This is a genomic window from Ruminococcoides intestinale (assembly GCF_040095935.1).
Lineage (GTDB): Bacteria > Bacillota > Clostridia > Oscillospirales > Acutalibacteraceae > Ruminococcoides > Ruminococcoides intestinale.
In genome coordinates, this window is the sequence record NZ_JBBMFQ010000003.1 from 111551 (window position 1) to 128693 (window position 17143).

Annotated in this window: 21 protein-coding genes; 19 read left to right on the plus strand and 2 right to left on the minus strand. The window is 43.9% G+C overall.

Features of this window, described 5'->3' with window-relative positions:
- Nucleotides 1-52 precede the first annotated feature (52 nt).
- From WMO31_RS06560 to WMO31_RS06570, 3 genes are all read left to right on the plus strand, one after another.
- Nucleotides 53-1318 (plus strand): replication-associated recombination protein A, encoded by a 1266-nt coding sequence (locus tag WMO31_RS06560; protein ID WP_015522878.1) that lies wholly within the window; start codon nt 53-55, stop codon nt 1316-1318.
- 278 nt (nt 1319-1596) lie between these two features.
- Nucleotides 1597-3243, plus strand: coding sequence for a starch-binding protein (locus tag WMO31_RS06565; protein ID WP_367999416.1), 1647 nt, complete (start codon nt 1597-1599; stop codon nt 3241-3243).
- 38 nt (nt 3244-3281) lie between these two features.
- A complete protein-coding gene (locus WMO31_RS06570) occupies nt 3282-5696 on the plus strand; it encodes an alpha-amylase family glycosyl hydrolase (RefSeq protein WP_303993218.1) in 2415 nt (804 codons plus the stop codon).
- A gap of 313 nt (nt 5697-6009) precedes the next feature.
- On the opposite strand, the gene WMO31_RS06575 is transcribed toward WMO31_RS06570, so the two are convergent.
- Both WMO31_RS06575 and WMO31_RS06580 read right to left on the minus strand, forming a co-directional pair.
- The gene (locus WMO31_RS06575; protein WP_021883229.1) at nt 6010-6477 is read right to left on the minus strand and encodes a GNAT family N-acetyltransferase; all 468 of its coding nucleotides are present in this window, start codon (nt 6475-6477) and stop codon (nt 6010-6012) included.
- 310 nt (nt 6478-6787) lie between these two features.
- Nucleotides 6788-7141 carry a helix-turn-helix domain-containing protein gene (locus WMO31_RS06580; protein ID WP_367999417.1) on the minus strand — a complete coding sequence of 118 codons (354 nt, stop codon included), beginning with the start codon at nt 7139-7141 and terminating at the stop codon, nt 6788-6790.
- Nucleotides 7142-7703: 562 nt separating this feature from the next.
- On the opposite strand from WMO31_RS06580, the gene WMO31_RS06585 reads away from it, so the two are divergent.
- From WMO31_RS06585 to WMO31_RS06660, 16 genes are all read left to right on the plus strand, one after another.
- Nucleotides 7704-7904 carry a ferredoxin-thioredoxin reductase catalytic domain-containing protein gene (locus WMO31_RS06585; RefSeq protein ID WP_015522873.1) on the plus strand — a complete coding sequence of 67 codons (201 nt, stop codon included), beginning with the start codon at nt 7704-7706 and terminating at the stop codon, nt 7902-7904.
- Between the two features lie 23 nt (nt 7905-7927).
- On the plus strand, nt 7928-8236 hold the full coding sequence (trxA, locus tag WMO31_RS06590) for a thioredoxin (RefSeq protein WP_015522872.1): 309 nt from the start codon (nt 7928-7930) through the stop codon (nt 8234-8236).
- Nucleotides 8237-8494: 258 nt separating this feature from the next.
- A complete protein-coding gene (locus WMO31_RS06595) occupies nt 8495-8965 on the plus strand; it encodes a terminase small subunit (protein ID WP_021883169.1) in 471 nt (156 codons plus the stop codon).
- Nucleotides 8955-10214, plus strand: coding sequence for a PBSX family phage terminase large subunit (locus WMO31_RS06600; RefSeq protein ID WP_367999418.1), 1260 nt, complete (start codon nt 8955-8957; stop codon nt 10212-10214). The genes WMO31_RS06595 and WMO31_RS06600 overlap by 11 nt, the downstream gene beginning before the upstream one ends.
- A complete protein-coding gene (locus tag WMO31_RS06605; RefSeq protein WP_367999419.1) occupies nt 10211-11365 on the plus strand; it encodes a serine/threonine protein phosphatase in 1155 nt (384 codons plus the stop codon). The genes WMO31_RS06600 and WMO31_RS06605 overlap by 4 nt, the downstream gene beginning before the upstream one ends.
- Entirely contained in the window at nt 11355-12350 is a 996-nt protein-coding gene (locus WMO31_RS06610; protein WP_367999420.1) for a hypothetical protein, read from the plus strand. Before WMO31_RS06605 ends, WMO31_RS06610 begins: the two co-directional genes overlap by 11 nt.
- Nucleotides 12351-12363: 13 nt before the next feature.
- The gene (locus WMO31_RS06615) at nt 12364-12699 is read left to right on the plus strand and encodes a hypothetical protein (protein ID WP_303675428.1); all 336 of its coding nucleotides are present in this window, start codon (nt 12364-12366) and stop codon (nt 12697-12699) included.
- An 18-nt stretch (nt 12700-12717) separates the two neighbouring features.
- On the plus strand, nt 12718-13725 hold the full coding sequence (locus WMO31_RS06620) for a phage major capsid protein (RefSeq protein ID WP_015522868.1): 1008 nt from the start codon (nt 12718-12720) through the stop codon (nt 13723-13725).
- A gap of 12 nt (nt 13726-13737) precedes the next feature.
- On the plus strand, nt 13738-14091 hold the full coding sequence (locus WMO31_RS06625; RefSeq protein ID WP_303675426.1) for a hypothetical protein: 354 nt from the start codon (nt 13738-13740) through the stop codon (nt 14089-14091).
- Complete coding sequence (locus WMO31_RS06630) at nt 14091-14447, plus strand: hypothetical protein (RefSeq protein WP_015522867.1); 357 nt, start codon at nt 14091-14093, stop codon at nt 14445-14447. Before WMO31_RS06625 ends, WMO31_RS06630 begins: the two co-directional genes overlap by 1 nt.
- Entirely contained in the window at nt 14434-14865 is a 432-nt protein-coding gene (locus WMO31_RS06635; protein WP_117523113.1) for a hypothetical protein, read from the plus strand. Before WMO31_RS06630 ends, WMO31_RS06635 begins: the two co-directional genes overlap by 14 nt.
- A complete protein-coding gene (locus tag WMO31_RS06640) occupies nt 14866-15231 on the plus strand; it encodes a hypothetical protein (RefSeq protein WP_155131288.1) in 366 nt (121 codons plus the stop codon).
- Nucleotides 15228-15377 (plus strand): hypothetical protein, encoded by a 150-nt coding sequence (locus tag WMO31_RS06645; RefSeq protein WP_176791029.1) that lies wholly within the window; start codon nt 15228-15230, stop codon nt 15375-15377. Before WMO31_RS06640 ends, WMO31_RS06645 begins: the two co-directional genes overlap by 4 nt.
- Complete coding sequence (locus WMO31_RS06650; protein ID WP_303675425.1) at nt 15374-15889, plus strand: LysM peptidoglycan-binding domain-containing protein; 516 nt, start codon at nt 15374-15376, stop codon at nt 15887-15889. Before WMO31_RS06645 ends, WMO31_RS06650 begins: the two co-directional genes overlap by 4 nt.
- Nucleotides 15883-16839 carry a hypothetical protein gene (locus WMO31_RS06655; RefSeq protein WP_367999421.1) on the plus strand — a complete coding sequence of 319 codons (957 nt, stop codon included), beginning with the start codon at nt 15883-15885 and terminating at the stop codon, nt 16837-16839. Before WMO31_RS06650 ends, WMO31_RS06655 begins: the two co-directional genes overlap by 7 nt.
- On the plus strand, nt 16823-17143 hold the full coding sequence (locus tag WMO31_RS06660; protein WP_173019045.1) for a phage baseplate assembly protein: 321 nt from the start codon (nt 16823-16825) through the stop codon (nt 17141-17143). Before WMO31_RS06655 ends, WMO31_RS06660 begins: the two co-directional genes overlap by 17 nt.

The window sequence follows — 17143 nt, forward strand, 5'->3', positions numbered from 1 at the left end:
ACAACGAGGCTTGACATCAAATACGCAACTTGAAGTCATGGGAGAAAAAATTATGAACAAACCGCTTGCGGACAGGATTCGTCCAAAGACAATTGATGACATTGTGGGACAAAAGCATCTTATTGCACCCGACAGACCTTTGCGTAAAATTATTGAAAGCGGAGATATTCCGAATCTTATTTTCTACGGTCCTTCGGGGGTCGGAAAAACTACGCTTGCCACATATATTGCCAAAAAGACAAACCGTACCCTCAAAAAGCTTAACGGCACAACGGCTTCAACTGCCGACATAAAGGAGATTGTTGCACAGCTTAACACTTTTTCGGGGCTTAACGGAATTCTGCTCTATCTTGACGAAATTCAGTATTTTAATAAAAAGCAACAGCAGACTTTGCTTGAATACATTGAAAACGGCAGCATCACGCTGATTGCGTCAACAACCGAAAATCCGTATTTTTATGTATATAACGCAATTCTGAGCCGTTCGACTGTTTTTGAATTTAAGCCGGTTGATCAGGATGAGGTTGAAAAGGCGGTTTACCGTGCAAGTGATTTTCTTGCCGAGGAGAGCGGTACGGATATTGAAATGCCCGAAGAATGTGCAAAGAAAATAGCATCGGGTTGCGGAGGAGATGTTCGCAAGGCTATGAATGCCGTTGAGCTTTCCGTGATTGCAACAGATGAAATTGACGGAAAAAAGGTTGTAAGACTTGAAACCGTTGAACAGCTTGTGCAGAAAAGTGCGGTCAGATATGACCGTGAGGGCGATGAGCATTACGATATTATTTCGGCTTATCAGAAAAGTATGCGTGGAAGCGATCCCGATGCCGCACTTCACTATCTTGCAAGACTGCTTGAGGCAGGCGATCTGCCGAGTGCGTGTCGCAGACTTATGGTGTGTGCGAGCGAGGATGTGGGACTTGCGTATCCACAGCTTTTGCCGATTGTAAAGTCGTGCGTTGATATAGCGCAGGCTGTCGGACTTCCTGAGGCGAGAATTCCGCTTGCCGATGCCGTGGTTATGGTGTGCAATGCCCCAAAATCCAACTCGGCATATATGGGTATAAACAGAGCTTTGGCTGACATAAGAACGGGTAACTCGGGACCTGTACCCAGACAATTGCAGAACAGGCACTGTGACGGAGATGACAACCCAAACAAGGGACAGTTCTATCTTTATCCCCACGATTTTCCGAACCATTATGTTGAGCAACAATATCTGCCCGATGCCCTAAAGGACAAGAAGTATTACGAATACGGCAGAAATAAAAACGAGCAGGCGTTCAAAGCCTATTGGGACAAAATCAAAAAGAAGTAATCAAATGAAAATTTTTTGACATGAAACTGTAAATAAAGTCAGATGTTGCTAACCAAACATCTGACTATTTGCTTTTATTATCCTGTTTTTTTGCTAATTATTGTTTCATTGTCTATTATGCACAATTTGAATGTGAATAATTTGTGACGCAAGAAATTTTATTATTCTTTAAAGGAAAATTATTAGCGGTTCAATAATGTAGAATTAAAGAGTAATTGTGGAGTAGTGTTGAGTAGCTTCACACGTGCAACAAAAAAATAATTCTGGAGGAAATCAAAATGGTAAAAAGACAACACAAAATCATGTGCCTTGTGCTTTGCCTTATGCTGGCGGTTTCAACCGTATTCGTCGGTGTAGTCAGTGCTTCTGCTGCAACAGGCGATACTGTTTACGTTAGAGTAAACAACGGCTGGTCAAAAGTTAACTGCTACATGTGGACTGACGGTCTCGGTAGCAACGCATCTTGGCCGGGTAAAGCAATGACAAAGGTTGAGGACGGTGTATATTCTTACACTCTTGACAATGATTACACATCGGTAATCTTCAACGACGGCTCAAATCAGACAAAAGACCTTACATACCCGGGTCACGGCAAAATCTATGACCTTTCAAAGGGTACATGGTCGGATTATGCAGGCGCTCCTTCACAGGACGCAACTGCTCAGAGACCTACAAGCGCAACAACAGCAACAACTGCTACAACAGCAACAACTCCCAGCGGTGAAGGCACAACTGTTTACCTCAACAACGAGGCAGGTTGGGCAACACCTGTTGCTTATATGTGGAACAGCAATTCTGACAGCAACGGTTCATGGCCGGGTGTAAAGATGACAAACATCGGTGGCAATGTATATCAGTACACCGCATCCAAGACATATACCAGCTGTATCTTCAGCAACAGCGGTCAGTCACAGACAGGAGACCTTACTGCAAAGGACGGCTATATCTACAACAACAAGACTAATCAATGGTCTGTTTATGATACAAGCCCTCTCCAGGTTAAGGAATTTACTGCTGATCCTGCATCAAACATCTACACAGGTACAGATGTACAGCTTTCTGCAACTGCTGCCAATAAGAGCGGCGCAGCAGTAAGCTACAAGTTCTCTGTTACTAACGCACAGGGCGGAACATCAACACTTTCCGACTTCTCTTCTGCTAAGTCAGTAACATGGACTCCTACAGTTGCAGGTGAATACACAATTACATTTGACTTTAAGGACACAGACGGCAACACAAACAACCGTACAATGACTCTTGAAGTTAAGGACGACTCAGCACTTGTTAAGCCAATCATCAAGAGCGTTACTCCTGCAAACCTTAACCTTATCAAGGTTAACTCAACTGCTACTGTAACAGTTAAGGCAGGCGGCGGTAAGACAGGTACTAACCTTCTTTTCTACAAGTATGTTGTAACTGATCCTAACGGTGTTCAGAACACACCTTACTACACACTCAACAACATTTACACATTCGTTCCTACAATGAAGGGTGAATACAAGGTTAATGTTTATGTACAGAGTTCTGACAACAGCACAATAAACAAGACTTATACTTACACAGCTGCAGACGATGTTACTGAGCCTACAACAGTTGTTGTTCCTACAACTGCTCCTCAGCCAACAACAGTTCAGCCTACAACTGTTAAGCCTACAACTCCACAGCCAACAACTGTTAAACCTACAACTCCTCAGCCAACAACAGTTCAGCCTACAACAGCTCCCGAAAGACTCCGTGGCGATGTTGACGATGACGGAGATGTAACTGTTATGGACTCAACATATCTTCAGAAGTCAATTGTAGGACTTCCGGATGTTCCGGCTCTCGAAACACTTGACCTCAAGATTTGCGACCTTGACAGCGATGGTACAATCAGTGTTAAGGATGTAACAATCATTCAGAAAATCGTTGTAAACCTTGAATAATCCAAACATTAAGTAAAAGAAAGATTGGAGATATACCTATGACAAGAATAAAGAAGCTGTGCGCACTTGTTCTTGCTGTGATGATGGTTGTAACCGCAGGAGTAATTTCTGTAAATGCAGCTCAGAGTTCCGACTCTGACGCTGTATCTGCGGATACAACAGAAACAGGCATCACAATTCATGTAAGAATGAGTGACGGTACACAGCCATATGTATATTTGTGGAACTCGCTCCCCACAAACAGCGCCATGTCAAAGTCTTACCCCGGTGAGAAAATGACAAAGGGTGACAAGTGGTATAACTACCATGTAGCAGATGTTACAAAGGTAAATGCCATTGTTACAGACGCTAACGGCAAGCAGTATTCTTCGGAGAAAAAACTTGAATCTGCTGCAAGCGCAGACTGGTACTGTGAAAACGGTAAATGGTCAAAATACAACCCTGACGAGCCGGATCCGATTGGCAGCGTTGATATGCGTGAAGAAACAATTTACTTCGTTATGACAACCCGTTTCTATGACGGAGATACAGGCAACGATGTTCATTGCTGGGATGACGGCACAGCCGGCAACGGTGATGACGACCCTGCATGGCGTGGTGACTTCAAGGGTCTTGGCGAAAAGCTCGACTACATCAAGGCTCTCGGCTTCAGCGCAATCTGGGTAACACCTGTTGTTACAAACGGATCAGGCTATGACTACCACGGCTATCATGCTATGGACTTGTCAACAGTTGATGCTCGTTATGAAAGCTCAGACTACACATACGAAGATCTTATTCATGATGCTCACCAGAAGGGCATGAAGATTATTCAGGACGTAGTTCTTCAGCACACAGGTAACTTTGGTGAAGCACACTTCTGTGATCTTTTCACAAAGGATACAACTAAAGACCTTGGCAACCTTCAGGAGTCATTGATTCCTACACAGTATCTTCTTGATACATACGGCCTTAAGTCACCTGAGGAATACTGGGCTCAGAAGCCGGGTGTTCAGTATCAGCAGAGACTTAACCTTATGAAGAATGTTACTTACTCAGGCGACAACGGTAACTCAACCGGTCCTCAGCCTGCAGCTCAGGACTTCTCTATGAATAAGATTTCACAGAGTGATACTTACAACCCGAACAACTACTATCATACAGGCTATTTCCAGAGTCCTAACTATGATGACTGGACAACAAAGTTCAGCCAGATTGCAGGCGACTGCGTTGACCTTAACACAGAGAACCCTGCAGTTGCAGAATATGTTGTAGATTCATATTCAAAGTATATGGATATGGGCGTTGACGGCTTCCGTGTTGATACCGTTCGTCACATTCCGAGAGTATCTCTCAACATTATGTTCAATGATCAGCTTATGGACGCTGCTAAGGCAGCAGGCAAGCCTAACTTCTATATGTTCGGCGAAATCTGCACAAGATACACATCAGTTTGGTATCGTGGCCATGCCGAGGAGTCAACTCCTTACTACACATGGAAAGAGTCTAACTCTAAGTGGGCAGACAGCTGGAACTGGGGCACATCAGCTTCAGACATCAACGACAACATGAACCTCGTTCTTCAGCATTATCTTGAAGAAGATAATTACAACGGTGATATGGATTCTACACAGCCAAAGAGCGACAACGCTTACCTTGACGGTATTACATATCACGGTTCCGACCGTTCTATGGCATCAGGCATGGATGCAATTGACTTCCAGATGCACAGAATGTTCGGTAGCGCTAAGAACGCTTATAACTTCGCTATTAACAACGACCAGTATTACAATGATGCAACATACAGCGTAATGTATGTTGATTCACACGACTATGCTCCTGAACAGCCGGATGAAACAACTCGTTTCACAGGCGGTACACAGACATGGGCAGAGAATATGGATCTTATGTTCACATTCCGTGGTATTCCTTGCGTATACTATGGTTCAGAAGTTGAGTTCAAGAAGGGTGAGCTTATTGATAAGGGTACACTTATTTCTCTTGAAAACTCAGGTCGTGCATACTTCGGTGATTATCTTGAGGGTACTGTAAACGCTACTGACTTCAGTGAGTACACAGCATCAGGCACTGTTGCTGACACTCTTGCAAGCCCGCTCAGTAAGCACCTTTCAAAGGTTAATGCTATTCGTCGTGCTATCCCCGCTCTCCAGAAGGGACAGTACACAGCATCAAGCGCATATGTAACAGGCGGTGATATGTCTTATGTTCGCCGTTATACTGACGACAACACAGACAGCCTTGCACTCGTTTCAATTTCTTCAGGTGCAACATTCAAGAACATTCCTAACGGCAAGTATATTGACGCTGTTACAGGTGATGTTAAGTATGTTACTGACGGTACACTTACAGTTCCGGAACTTGCTAAGGCTAACATGAGAGTTTATGTATGCTGCGCAAGCGGATTTACAGGTATCGACGGTCAGATCGGCGGAGATTCTGCTTACGCTAAATAATGCGGAATATTCCACACTCAACACGATTCTGATTCTGTAATCAAAATTAATTACGGCACTCCGAGTAAAATCGGGGTGCCGTTTTTTTGTTATTTTATTTGTTCGTAATATTTTACAAAATATGCTTATAATAAAAGTGTATCCGAAGTGTTATGTCAGCTTAAAAATGCTTGACAAAAAATCTTTTGAACGAAAATACAAATATTCCACGCTTAAATATTTCCATGATATTCTCGGTATAGAATAACAATCGGGTAGCAGAAGTTTACATTCAGTAAACTGTTACCCGATTGTTCTCATATATTTTTTATTGTTATAATCTGCACTCAAAAATTTCGTTGGTGTCGGAAAACCCATGAGATTTATACCATTCTGCCGAATTTTCGCTTGGCCATGCAAAGACAAGTTCGCAGTTGATTGATGAAAGGTAGTTCTTTACATAATCGAGCAGTCGAGTGCCGATACCCTTGCCACGATATTCTTCAAGCGTGAACACCTTTGTGAGATACGCAATAAATTCACGCTTTGCATTCGGGGTGGGAATTGTCGGAATAAGATATACAAACATTGCCGAAAGAATTTTCGCATTCTCATCTTCCGCAACGAAGATTTTATATTCCTTGTTTGTGTATAAAAAGGCAACGAACTCCTCGATAAATACCGATTTTGTCACACCGTCAGTGTTATGTTCACCGTAAGTTTCGTCGTCCTCAACAGCATGTGTCCATCTCATTTCCGCAAGCTGAACGAAATCTCTGTCCTGAACCTCTCTTATTACCATGCTATCACCTCATCAAATTATTTTCAACTTAAGTATAACACAGATTTCTGCGATTACAAGTATGCAATTCGTCAGTATTCGCTCTCGATTCCACTCATTGCAGTTATTCATTTGGTATTGTTCCTTGGGTATTTTTCTCTTAGTCTTTTTCTATGGGTATTATTAGGCTTCAAATTCTGAAGGGGACGGGTTCAAATTCTGAAGGGGGGAGGTGTAAATTCTGAACCCCATGGGTGTAATATTTGAAGTAGGGGGGTGCAGTATTTTACATGGGGTATGAAGTGATATTCGCAGAGTGTGTTGTTGCAGATTATGAGGTGGCACAGTTTTCGTTTTTGTAATATTCGACAAGGTTGTCTCTGCCGAAACCTTCGTCATAAAAATTCGGATTGATCGAGAACAGATAGGACGATGACTGAATCTTGCCGTATTTGCCGACCGTGAAACCGCCCGATTTGGTAATGATTTTTCTTTTGCAAAGGAATTTTATGCTTTCCCTAACGGTGTTGTCGGAGATTGCACAGGCCTCTGCAATGGTGTGTATTGACAGATAACAGGTGTTCGATTCGTCACAGCATTTGAGTATGTAGCATAAAACAGCGAACTGTTGCGGTTTTAGATTGAGGTCAAACACCTCGTTTGGTACTATAAAAAAGTTTGTCATAAAATCGCCTCCGCTTATAAGCACAAAAGGCGAAAAAATGTATATTTTAATGCATTTTTTGAAAAATTTAACAGAGTTTTTTCTTTATACGGCAAATAATAAAGATAATTTTAGTTACTGTTTTCACAATTCAGTAGGTGATCCGATGAACACTTGCAAGTAACGGTACAGATTTTATGGTGAATTAAATTATATAAATGTTGGAAATTTACCGCTACATTAGAATATACAATTTTCATCACATCATAACATACACATAAAACAAATAATTTCATCAAGGCGGGCGTCCAATGAACGCCCCTACGGCTTGTTTTATGTTTGCACATAAAACAAATGGCGAACACGGTGTGCCCCTTCACGAACTGAGAGCGAGGCACTCGTATGCATGGGGCAATATTAGTACAAAGCAAATCTCGGGAGTTGTAGTTTTTACTATATCAGACTGTCTATACGAACGGGGTGCGGTGACACACCGCCGCTTGACAATTTTAGGGTTGCGATATATAGTATAGTCAAGGGAAGAGATTAACGGCAAACGCCGTAAAAATTGTGGGGTGAGCAGATGAAAATAACACTTAATCCCGACAAAGAAACAGTAAAGACAGTTAAAGAGGGCTTGAAGAGGACAGGCGGTTACTGCCCGTGCAGAATTCAGCGTACAGAGGAATACAAGTGTATGTGCAAGGAATTCAAGGAGCAAATTGCCGATCCTGATTTTGAGGGCTTTTGTCATTGTATGCTTTACTACAAATCTAAAGATTAAAATAACCGAACAGGAGGATTGTTATGGAAATAGAGCTTTACAAAGAAACTTTTGAGCAGGAGGTTTTGCAGTCGGATATCCCCGTGCTTGTAGACTTTTGGGCAACATGGTGCGGTCCGTGCAAGATGATTGCCCCGATTGTGAAAGAAATCGCTGACGAATATGACGGCAAAATTCTTGTCGGCAAGGTTAATGTTGATGAAGAACCCGACCTTACAATGCAGTATAATGTGTCGAGTATCCCGACTCTTATGGTGTTCAAAAACGGTCAGCTTGTAAACAAGGCAGTAGGCTATCGTGAAAAGGACGAAATCCTTAAAATGCTCAAGTAAATATACCGACTATAACACAAAACCGTGTGTACAGAAAAAGTACACACGGTTTTTTTATTACCTGATTTGGAAAAGACGGCTTTCTGAGGGGGATCAGGCGGATATCTTTGACTATTGATTTTTGGTTGTGACTAATTATTTTTAAAAATATTTTTGAAAAAATGCATTAAAGTATGCAATTTTTTTGAATTTTGCAGGTATAAGTGAGGGGCGTTGATAAAGCCTCTCGAAAAACGGAGGTGACGAGATATCAGAAAATTGACAGGTAGGGAAAAGAAGTTTTGCAGTTTATTTCTCGGTTCGGGAAATTCCGAGCTTGCCGCAGAAAAGGCAGGCTACACTGGGGATTGTGAGCAGAAGGGGGAAGAGCTTATCTGCCGTCCCGAAATTTCAGCCGAGCTTGAACGGCTGTCACGGTTAAGAGAAAAATCCCTTGCCAACATGGCGGCGGCAGGGTATCAGCGGTTGGCTTTCGGGAGCATTTGCGATGCAATTTCTTTGCTTTACAAAAGTGATCCGAGCAAGGAGGATCTTGAGGGAATGGACCTGTTTCTTGTGTCGGAGATTAAAAGACCAAAGGACGGTTCAATGGAAATCAAGTTTTTTGACAGGCTAAAGGCACTTGAAAAACTCGGTGCAGGCGGTGAGCATGAAACAGGCGCAAAACAGCTTTTTGACGCCATTTCAAACAGCGCAAGGGCGGTGAATGACAAGGAAAATGGAAATTAAAGCTTTTTCTAAAAAACAGCTTACCGTGCTTTCGTGGTGGAACAGGGAGTCGGTTTTTCGTGACAGGGACGCAATCATCTGTGACGGTGCTGTGCGCAGCGGAAAGACTTTTTGTATGTCGCTGTCGTTCATTTTGTGGAGCTTTTACGATTTTGCAAATTCGGACTTTGCACTTTGCGGAAAGACAATCCGTTCTTTAAGGCGAAATATGATTACACCCGTGATTCCGATTTTGAAATCACTCGGTTTTAAGTGTGAAGAAAAGCTGTCGCAGAATATTTTGACCGTGAGCGTTAACGGAGTGATGAACAGGTTTTATCTTTTCGGAGGCAAGGACGAGTCATCCGCATCACTCATTCAGGGCATGACGCTTTCGGGTGTGCTTTTTGACGAGGTTGCGTTGATGCCGAGGTCGTTCGTTGAACAGGCATTGGCGAGATGTTCCGTGTCGGGTTCAAGATTTTGGTTTAACTGCAATCCCGAATTTCCTGAGCATTGGTTCTACCGTGAGTGGATTAAAAAGTGCGGTGACAAAAATGCGTTATATCTGCACTTTACAATGCAGGACAACCCGTCTTTGAAGCCCGAGGTTATCAAGAGGTATGAAAGTCTGTATTCGGGTGTGTTTTACGAGAGGTTCGTAAAAGGCAGATGGGTAGCCGTTTTCGGTGCGGTTTATCCGTTTATGGACAATGAAAGGATGTACTGCGATATTCCGTCAGACATTGAAAGCTGGGCGGTATCGTGTGATTACGGTACTGTAAATCCCGCATCATTCGGTTTGTGGGGCAGAAAAAACGGTGTGTGGTACAGGGTTGACGAATACTACTTCAATTCTCGCACGCAGGGCTTTCAAAAGACCGACGAGGAGCATTATGACGGACTTGAAAAGCTGATTGACGGGCGAAAAATTGACTGTGTGATTGTCGATCCGTCCGCCGCAAGCTTTATTGAAGTTATAAGGAGACACGGGAAATATACGGTTGTGTCGGCTGAAAACAATGTTATCAACGGCATAAGACAGACTTCGCAGGCTTTGAAGGACAGAAAAATCAGAATCTGCAAAAATTGCAGAGCCGCAAGAAGGGAATTTTCGCTTTACCGTTGGGACGGTTCGGGGCGCAGTGACGCACCTGTTAAGGAAAACGACCATGCAATGGACGACATAAGATATTTTGTCGCTACGAAAATTTACGGTTGTGACGGATTCTTTGCCGTTGCAACCAAAAGACAGGAGGAAACAGCTTGAGGCTTGGCAGAAAAAATAAAAAGACCGAGAGCATAAAGACGGTGCAGACCGTTTTGAGAGAAACGAGAAATAATTCGCCGATTTTCTCACGATTTGCCGTTCAGACGAGAACGGAAAGGCAGCTGTATACAACTTTGCGTGAGTCTGTGCCGATTATTGATGCGGCACTCTGCAAAATTATCAGACTTATCGGCGGATTCAAAATTGTGACTTCATCGGCTGAAAGTCAGAAGATTGCCGACAGCTTTGTTAAAAATGTCCGCACAAACGGTGAAATGACGGGACTTGAAAGTTTTGTACTTTGCTATCTTGATTCGCTTCTCACCTACGGACAGGCGGTCGGTGAGATTGTTCCCGATAGTGGCGGTGAAGGGATTTGTGCATTGTACAATGCAAGCCTTGACGATGTTGAAATCAGAGCGGATTCTTCACCGCTGAAGCTTGCGGTTTACACACTCGGCAACGGTACAGCCGAAGAACCTAAGCATCCGGAAAGGATTTTTGCAACACTGCTTAATCCCAAGCCGGGTACTGTGTGCGGTACTTCCATACTCAGCGGTCTGCCGTTTGTCAGCTCAATACTTTTGAGGATTTTTGAGTCGGTAAAAACAAACTGGGAGAGGGTTGGCGATATCCGTTTTGCGGTTACTCTCAATCCCGATTCAAACGGTTCGGCTGTGAGCAGAGAAAATGCACAGGCGGTTGCCGATGAGTGGAAAAAGGCGATGAGAAGCGACAGCGTGTGTGATTTTGTGTCGGTCGGCGATGTCAGCGTTAAGGTTATCGGCGCTGAAAGCGATATGCCCGACTGCGACATTCCCGTAAGGCATATTCTTGAGCAGATTATCGCAAAGCTTGGTATTCCGCCGTTTCTGCTCGGCATTTCGTGGTCGAGTACGGAGAGAATGAGCGAACAGCAGGCGGATATTCTCACAAGCGAGCTTGCTTACTACCGCACAGTGCTTGAACCCGTGATTACAAAAATTGTGTCGGCTCATCTTAAAATGTGCGGTTATAACGACAGTTTTAAGATTGAGTGGGACAAGATTAATCTTCAGGATGCGGTTGAGCTTTCTCAGGCAAGACTTAACAATGCAAATGCGATGAACATTGAAAGACAGATTGGAGCGGAGGTGCAGAATGAAGGATAACAAACTTATTAAAAGCGGTGTTTCGGGCGCTGTTGACGGTGAAAATCAGACTGTCGGCGATGATGAACTTGAACTGATTAACCGCTTTACAAGGCGAAATCTTGCAAAAAATGAGGTGTATGCGTTTTCGGTTGTGCTGTGTGACAACGATGTTGACCGTGACGGCGAACGCTTTACAACAGATTCACTTTATGAGCTTGAAAAGCTTTTTGTCGGCAAGACAGGAATTATTGACCACAATCCAAGTGCCAAAAATCAGACGGCAAGAATTTTCAGCTGTAAGGTTGAGAAAATTGACGGTCAGAAAACGGCTTTGGGTGACGATTACTACAGGCTCAAGGCAAGGGCATATCTTCCCGTTTGTGAGAGCAACAGGGATATTATCCTTGCGATTGACAGCGGAATTATCAAGGAAGTAAGCGTTGGCTGTGCCGTTGACAGGGTTGTGTGCAATGTGTGCGGTGAGGACATCTCAATGTGTACTCACAAAAAGGGCGAGGTTTACGGCTCAAAGCTTTGTTGCGGTGAACTTGTGAACCCGTATGACGCATACGAATGGAGCTTTGTTGCCGTGCCGTCACAAAAGAGGGCAGGCATTACGAAAGGTCACAAAATTTTGGGAAAGGAAAATGATATGGAGAAAATTCTTAAAGCCATTGAAAACAAAAAGGCTTTTGCACTTGATGAGAGCGACAGCAGAAAGCTGTGCGAATATATTGACGGGCTTAAAAAGTCGGCTAAGGACGGTGTGCTGTACCGTGAAAGCCTTACCCGTGATGTTGTGGGACTTGCCGCTTTTGTTCAGCCTGACATTTCGGGCGAAACAATGGAGAGCGTTGCAAAGAGCATGACAATTGAACAGCTCAGAGAATTTAAGTCAGCATTTGAAAAGAAAAAGAAAGCAGCTTTTGAGCCTGTTCCGCAGCTTTACTGCAAGCAGGACAAGAGAAATAACACCGTGGAAAACGGTCAGTTCAGTATTTAACGGAGGTATTATTATGAATGTAAATTTTAACGGTTATGGCGAAAATGCCGCAACATTTATTGCAGACAAAACACTTACAGAGGCAGGCGTGCCTGTTAAGATGAAGGACAACGGCACAGTTGCAAAATGTGACGCAAGCGAGAACTTTTGCGGTGTGTGCGTAGGCGTGAGAGGCGGTTATGCGGTTGTTCAGCTTTCGGGCTATGTAAAGATTGAGAGCGACAAGAAAATTGCCGTCGGCTACAAAAAGCTTTCTGCAACGGCAGACGGCGGCGTGTCGGTTACAACAACCGGCAGAGAGTACCTTGTGCTTGACTCAACAGACACTTCGGTAGGATTTATTCTTTGATAAGGGGAGGAAGATATTATGGCAAATTTTGAAAATATTACAATTGAAAAGGGTATGTATCAGACAAAGGGCGGAATTTCGGGCGCACTTGAAAAGCTTGATCCGTCAGAAAATTACAGAGGTACTGCACTTGAGGGACTTGACGCATTTTCCCGTCAGCTCAAACGCTTTGACATTAAGGTGAAGGGCAGAAACAGCGACTGTGTTGAAAAGTTTTTTCAGAGTTCAAACTCTGCGGCACTTTTCCCCGAATATGTGAGCAGAGCCGTTATGCAGGGCATGGAGAGAGCGGATATTCTCCCGAACCTTGTGGCAACCGTGACAGACATTGAGGGTATGGATTACCGCAGTATTGCATCTGTTCCGAGTGAGGATGATAAGAGTCTTAAACTCGTCGGCGAGGGTGCTAAGATTCCGCAGACTGAGGTTAAGACAAGAGAAAACCTTGTTAAGCTTCACAAGCGTGGCAGAATGCTTGTTGCATCATATGAGGCGCTTCGCTTTCAGCGTCTTGACCTCTTTACCGTAACACTCAATCAGATTGGCGCATATATTGCAAGAGCACAGCTTAAAGATGCGATTGATGTGCTTGTGAACGGTGACGGCAATGAAAATCCCGCCGGCACACTTAATGTTGCAACAGGCGGCAAGGTTACATATGAGGACCTTTTAAAGCTTTGGACAGAGCTTGCTCCGTATGAACTCAACACAATTCTTGCGTCAACTCCCGAAATGCAGAAGATTCTTTCACTCTCTCAGCTTCAGGATTCAAACGCAGGTCTTGATTTTCAGGCTACGGGCAGAATGATTACACCTCTCGGTGCAAGCCTTCTTCACACTCCTGAGCTTGAGGGCGGTAAGATTATCGGTCTTGACAAAAACTGTGCGCTTGAAATGGTTCAGGCAGGCGGTGTTGTTACAGATTACGACAAGCTTATTGACCGTCAGCTTGAAAGAGCCGCAGTTACCTGTACCGCCGGTTTTTCAAAAATCTTTACAGAGGCGTCAAAGGTGATGAGCTGTTAAGGAGGGATTGCCTTGAACATTGCAAACATTACAAAGCGTTTTGCCTTATACAGCGGTATTGACGGTGCTGAAGCATACAAATGGAAGAGCATTGTTGACGATGCCGTGGTGTATGTTAATTCAATTGTTACGAAGAAAAATCTTTCGGAAGATGACGAATTAAGACTTGAAAACCTGTGTGCCGTTTACGCTTTTAAGTTGTATTCCCTTTGCAATGATGACAGCATTTCTTCTTTTTCCGCAGGTGATTTGAAAATTTCATCATCTGCGGACGGCGAAAGCCGTGCCGAAAAGCTGTGGAGGGAATATGCCGACAAGTCGCAGGACCTTATCGGCAGAGAAAAATTTTTGCTTGGGGTGATATGATGAATATTTCACCGTCTATCGGGAAAATATTAAACAGATACGGCTGTGATGTTACCGTTAAAAACGGCGGTAAATCGGTTAGGACAAAGGCCTTTATTTCACCTTTGAGATACAACAGCAATCAGAATTATGACAGTGTACGGCATAAACTGGGTATGAGAAAAACAAAGTTGTTTTTATTTATTGCACCGCCCGATGTTCTGCTTGATTCGGAAAAAAGCGTAATAGAAAGTGAAAACGGTAAATATACTGTTAAAAGGTGCGAAAAATATTATGTGAAGGACAATCCGATTTATGTAAGGGCTGTTCTGTGTGCATACAGAGAAGAAACGAGGGATGATTTTGAATCGAATTGAGAAACAGGTTGACCGTATTATTGCAGGATTAAAGGTAAATGAGGCTTTGAAAAATGTCAGATTTATAAGAGAATACGGCTCTGATGAAGCACCGTCACCTGTGAACGGAATGATTGCCGTTGTGTCGGTGAGAGATATGTCAACGGAGAAAAGTTATATCGGCGGATACCTTTCGCCGTCTATCAAGGGTGAAAGCTACAATGCAGGAGTTGAAATCAGGGTGTATGCTCCTGCAACCGAGAACGGAAGCGGTCTTTCGGAAGTGGTAAGTGAAATTCTTCTCGGACTTAAAACTGCCGATGCGGAAAAGACGATTACCCACAGCGAGGCGGCGTCAATTGAATTTGATCCCGATATGAACGCAATTTACAGAACGGTGAGTTTTAATATGGAATTCTGTCTTTGCGAGGAGGTTTAAATGGACGGCTTTGAATTTGAAAATTGCGGAAATGCCATGTTGAAATGTGAGGGGAAAATTCTCGGCGGCGTTGAAAAGGCAACCTGTACAAGAAAGAACTCCTTCACGGAAATCAAGGAATTTTTCAATGACAAGCCCGTTGAAAGGATTGTTTCAAATGAATGGGAACTTACCTTTGTGATGAAGATTACGGATGAAACTCCGTTTTTGGAGCGTGACAGCTTTAAGAGTCTTGAACTTGACCTTGCAAAGAAGAAAATCATTTACACGGATTGCAAAGTGCTTGAATTTTCAAGCGTTACTCAGGGCAGCGGAAGTATTCTTGCAACCGTGAAAATCAGTGCCGACGAGAGGAAAATTATATGAATGATAAAAATTCAGACGAACTTTACAGGCTTGCGGAGTCTGAGAACGGCGGTAAAGATACCGAAATGTTAGGCGAATTCCTTGAAAGGGAAAGCCGTCGTTACAGTCGCAGACTTGACGAAGAAGAGGAGGCGAAAAGCCGATGAAACCGGTGCCGATGAAATTCGGTGAATATGTGTGGCATCACAATCCGCAGAATATCAGCTTTGAATGTGACAGGAACGTTGCAGAAATGAAAAGTCCGTTCGGCGAAGCTTCCGTTCAGGATATGGGGCGGAAGAATATGAAAATCAGCGGTTCGGGACAGCTGTACGGTGAGAATTGTGCAGAACAGTTTGAAAGGCTGTTTGAGGTGTTCAGAAACAGCGGAAAAGAAGTGCTCTCCGTGCCAAACCTGCCGAGCATTTATGCTGTGTTTGAAAAGCTTGAAATAAAGGGCGAGCCAAAGCCGAATGTGCTTGAATACAGCTTTGTGTTCCGTGAGGTTATGGAGAAAAAGCAGAAAACGGTAATTACATATTTTGACTGTGAAAACGGACAAACCCTGTGGGATGTTGCCTACAAAACAGGGGTGAAAATTGACGAGCTTGTGCGACTGAATCCCGATGTTAAGTTCCCCGATGAAAACCTCGGAACAAGGAGGGTTAAGCTGTGCTGACTTACTTTTTTACGGACAAAAACGGCAAAAGGTGTGAAATTAAAAATGTTCTCACGGCAGAAATTTCGGCAGATGTCGATGTGCCTGCCGATGAGCTTGTGATGACTGTGCCGTATGACGAGAAGTTCGGAAATGCCGATATGCTTGAGGCTTATGACGGCAAGTCGCTTGTGTTTGTGGGACAGGCTGACGAGATTGTCAGCATTGTGAGAACCGACGGTGCGATTGTAAGGCTGAGTGCAAGAAGTCTTGCCGGAAGGCTTCTCGATAATGAGGCAGAGCCTGTTACATATGTGAACCCAGCGGCAAAGTTCATTTTTGAAAGGCATTTAAAGCCGTTCGGAATTATCGGATATGACGGTGACGAACATCCGTTTATGGGAACAATCAAAATTGAAAAGGGCATGACCGAGTGGCAGGTGCTTGAAAAATTCTGCAACGGCAGATACGGCAAAAGTCCGAGAATTACGGGTGCGGGATTTGCTTTGATGTGCGGAACTTACGGCGGTGCAAAGCCGATTGTGTTCGGCAGAAACGGAGTAGGCTATACATCTCTCCGTGAGTACATAAAGCCGTGCAAGGTGATTTCGCAGGTCAAACTACGCACCGAGGAATACGGCGGTTACAAGAGCGTTATAAGCAACAAATGCGTTGCCGACAGGATTAAAAGGGTGAGATATGTAAACGCTTTTCTCGACAACAATGCGGTAAAAACAGCCGACAGGATGATTGAAAACGGCAATAGGCAGAGCTTTGAAATAATGCTTGAATGTGCAGAATGTCTGTGCGGAGTTGTCGGCAGAAGGGCTGTGATTGATGACTCTCTCATCGGAAAAATAGAGGGCTTGATTGTGAAAAGCATTAAATATTCACTTGGGAAAAACGGTGAAAGCACAACGGTTGTGCTTGGAAAGGAGAACGGCGATGTGGCTGATGAATTACATAACTAAAAATTCGATTACCGCCCCGAAAGCCGAAAAGGGCGGTGTGAAAAGTTCGGGAAACACGGTTTCGGTGGATTCCTCGGAAGAACACAGGGGGATAAAATGTTGCGTGCCGTATGGCTTTGCAAGCGTTGTTCCCGTGGGAGAGTCGGCGGTTGTTTTGCCGCTTGCTAACGGTGAAGTGAGCCTTGGCGTACTTGCGAAAAATGTTGAACTTGATGAGGGCGAGGTTATGCTCTCGTCAAAGGGCGGAGCGAGTATTGTGCTGAAAAATGACGGCAGGGTTCTTATCAACGGCAAGGCGGTGTAG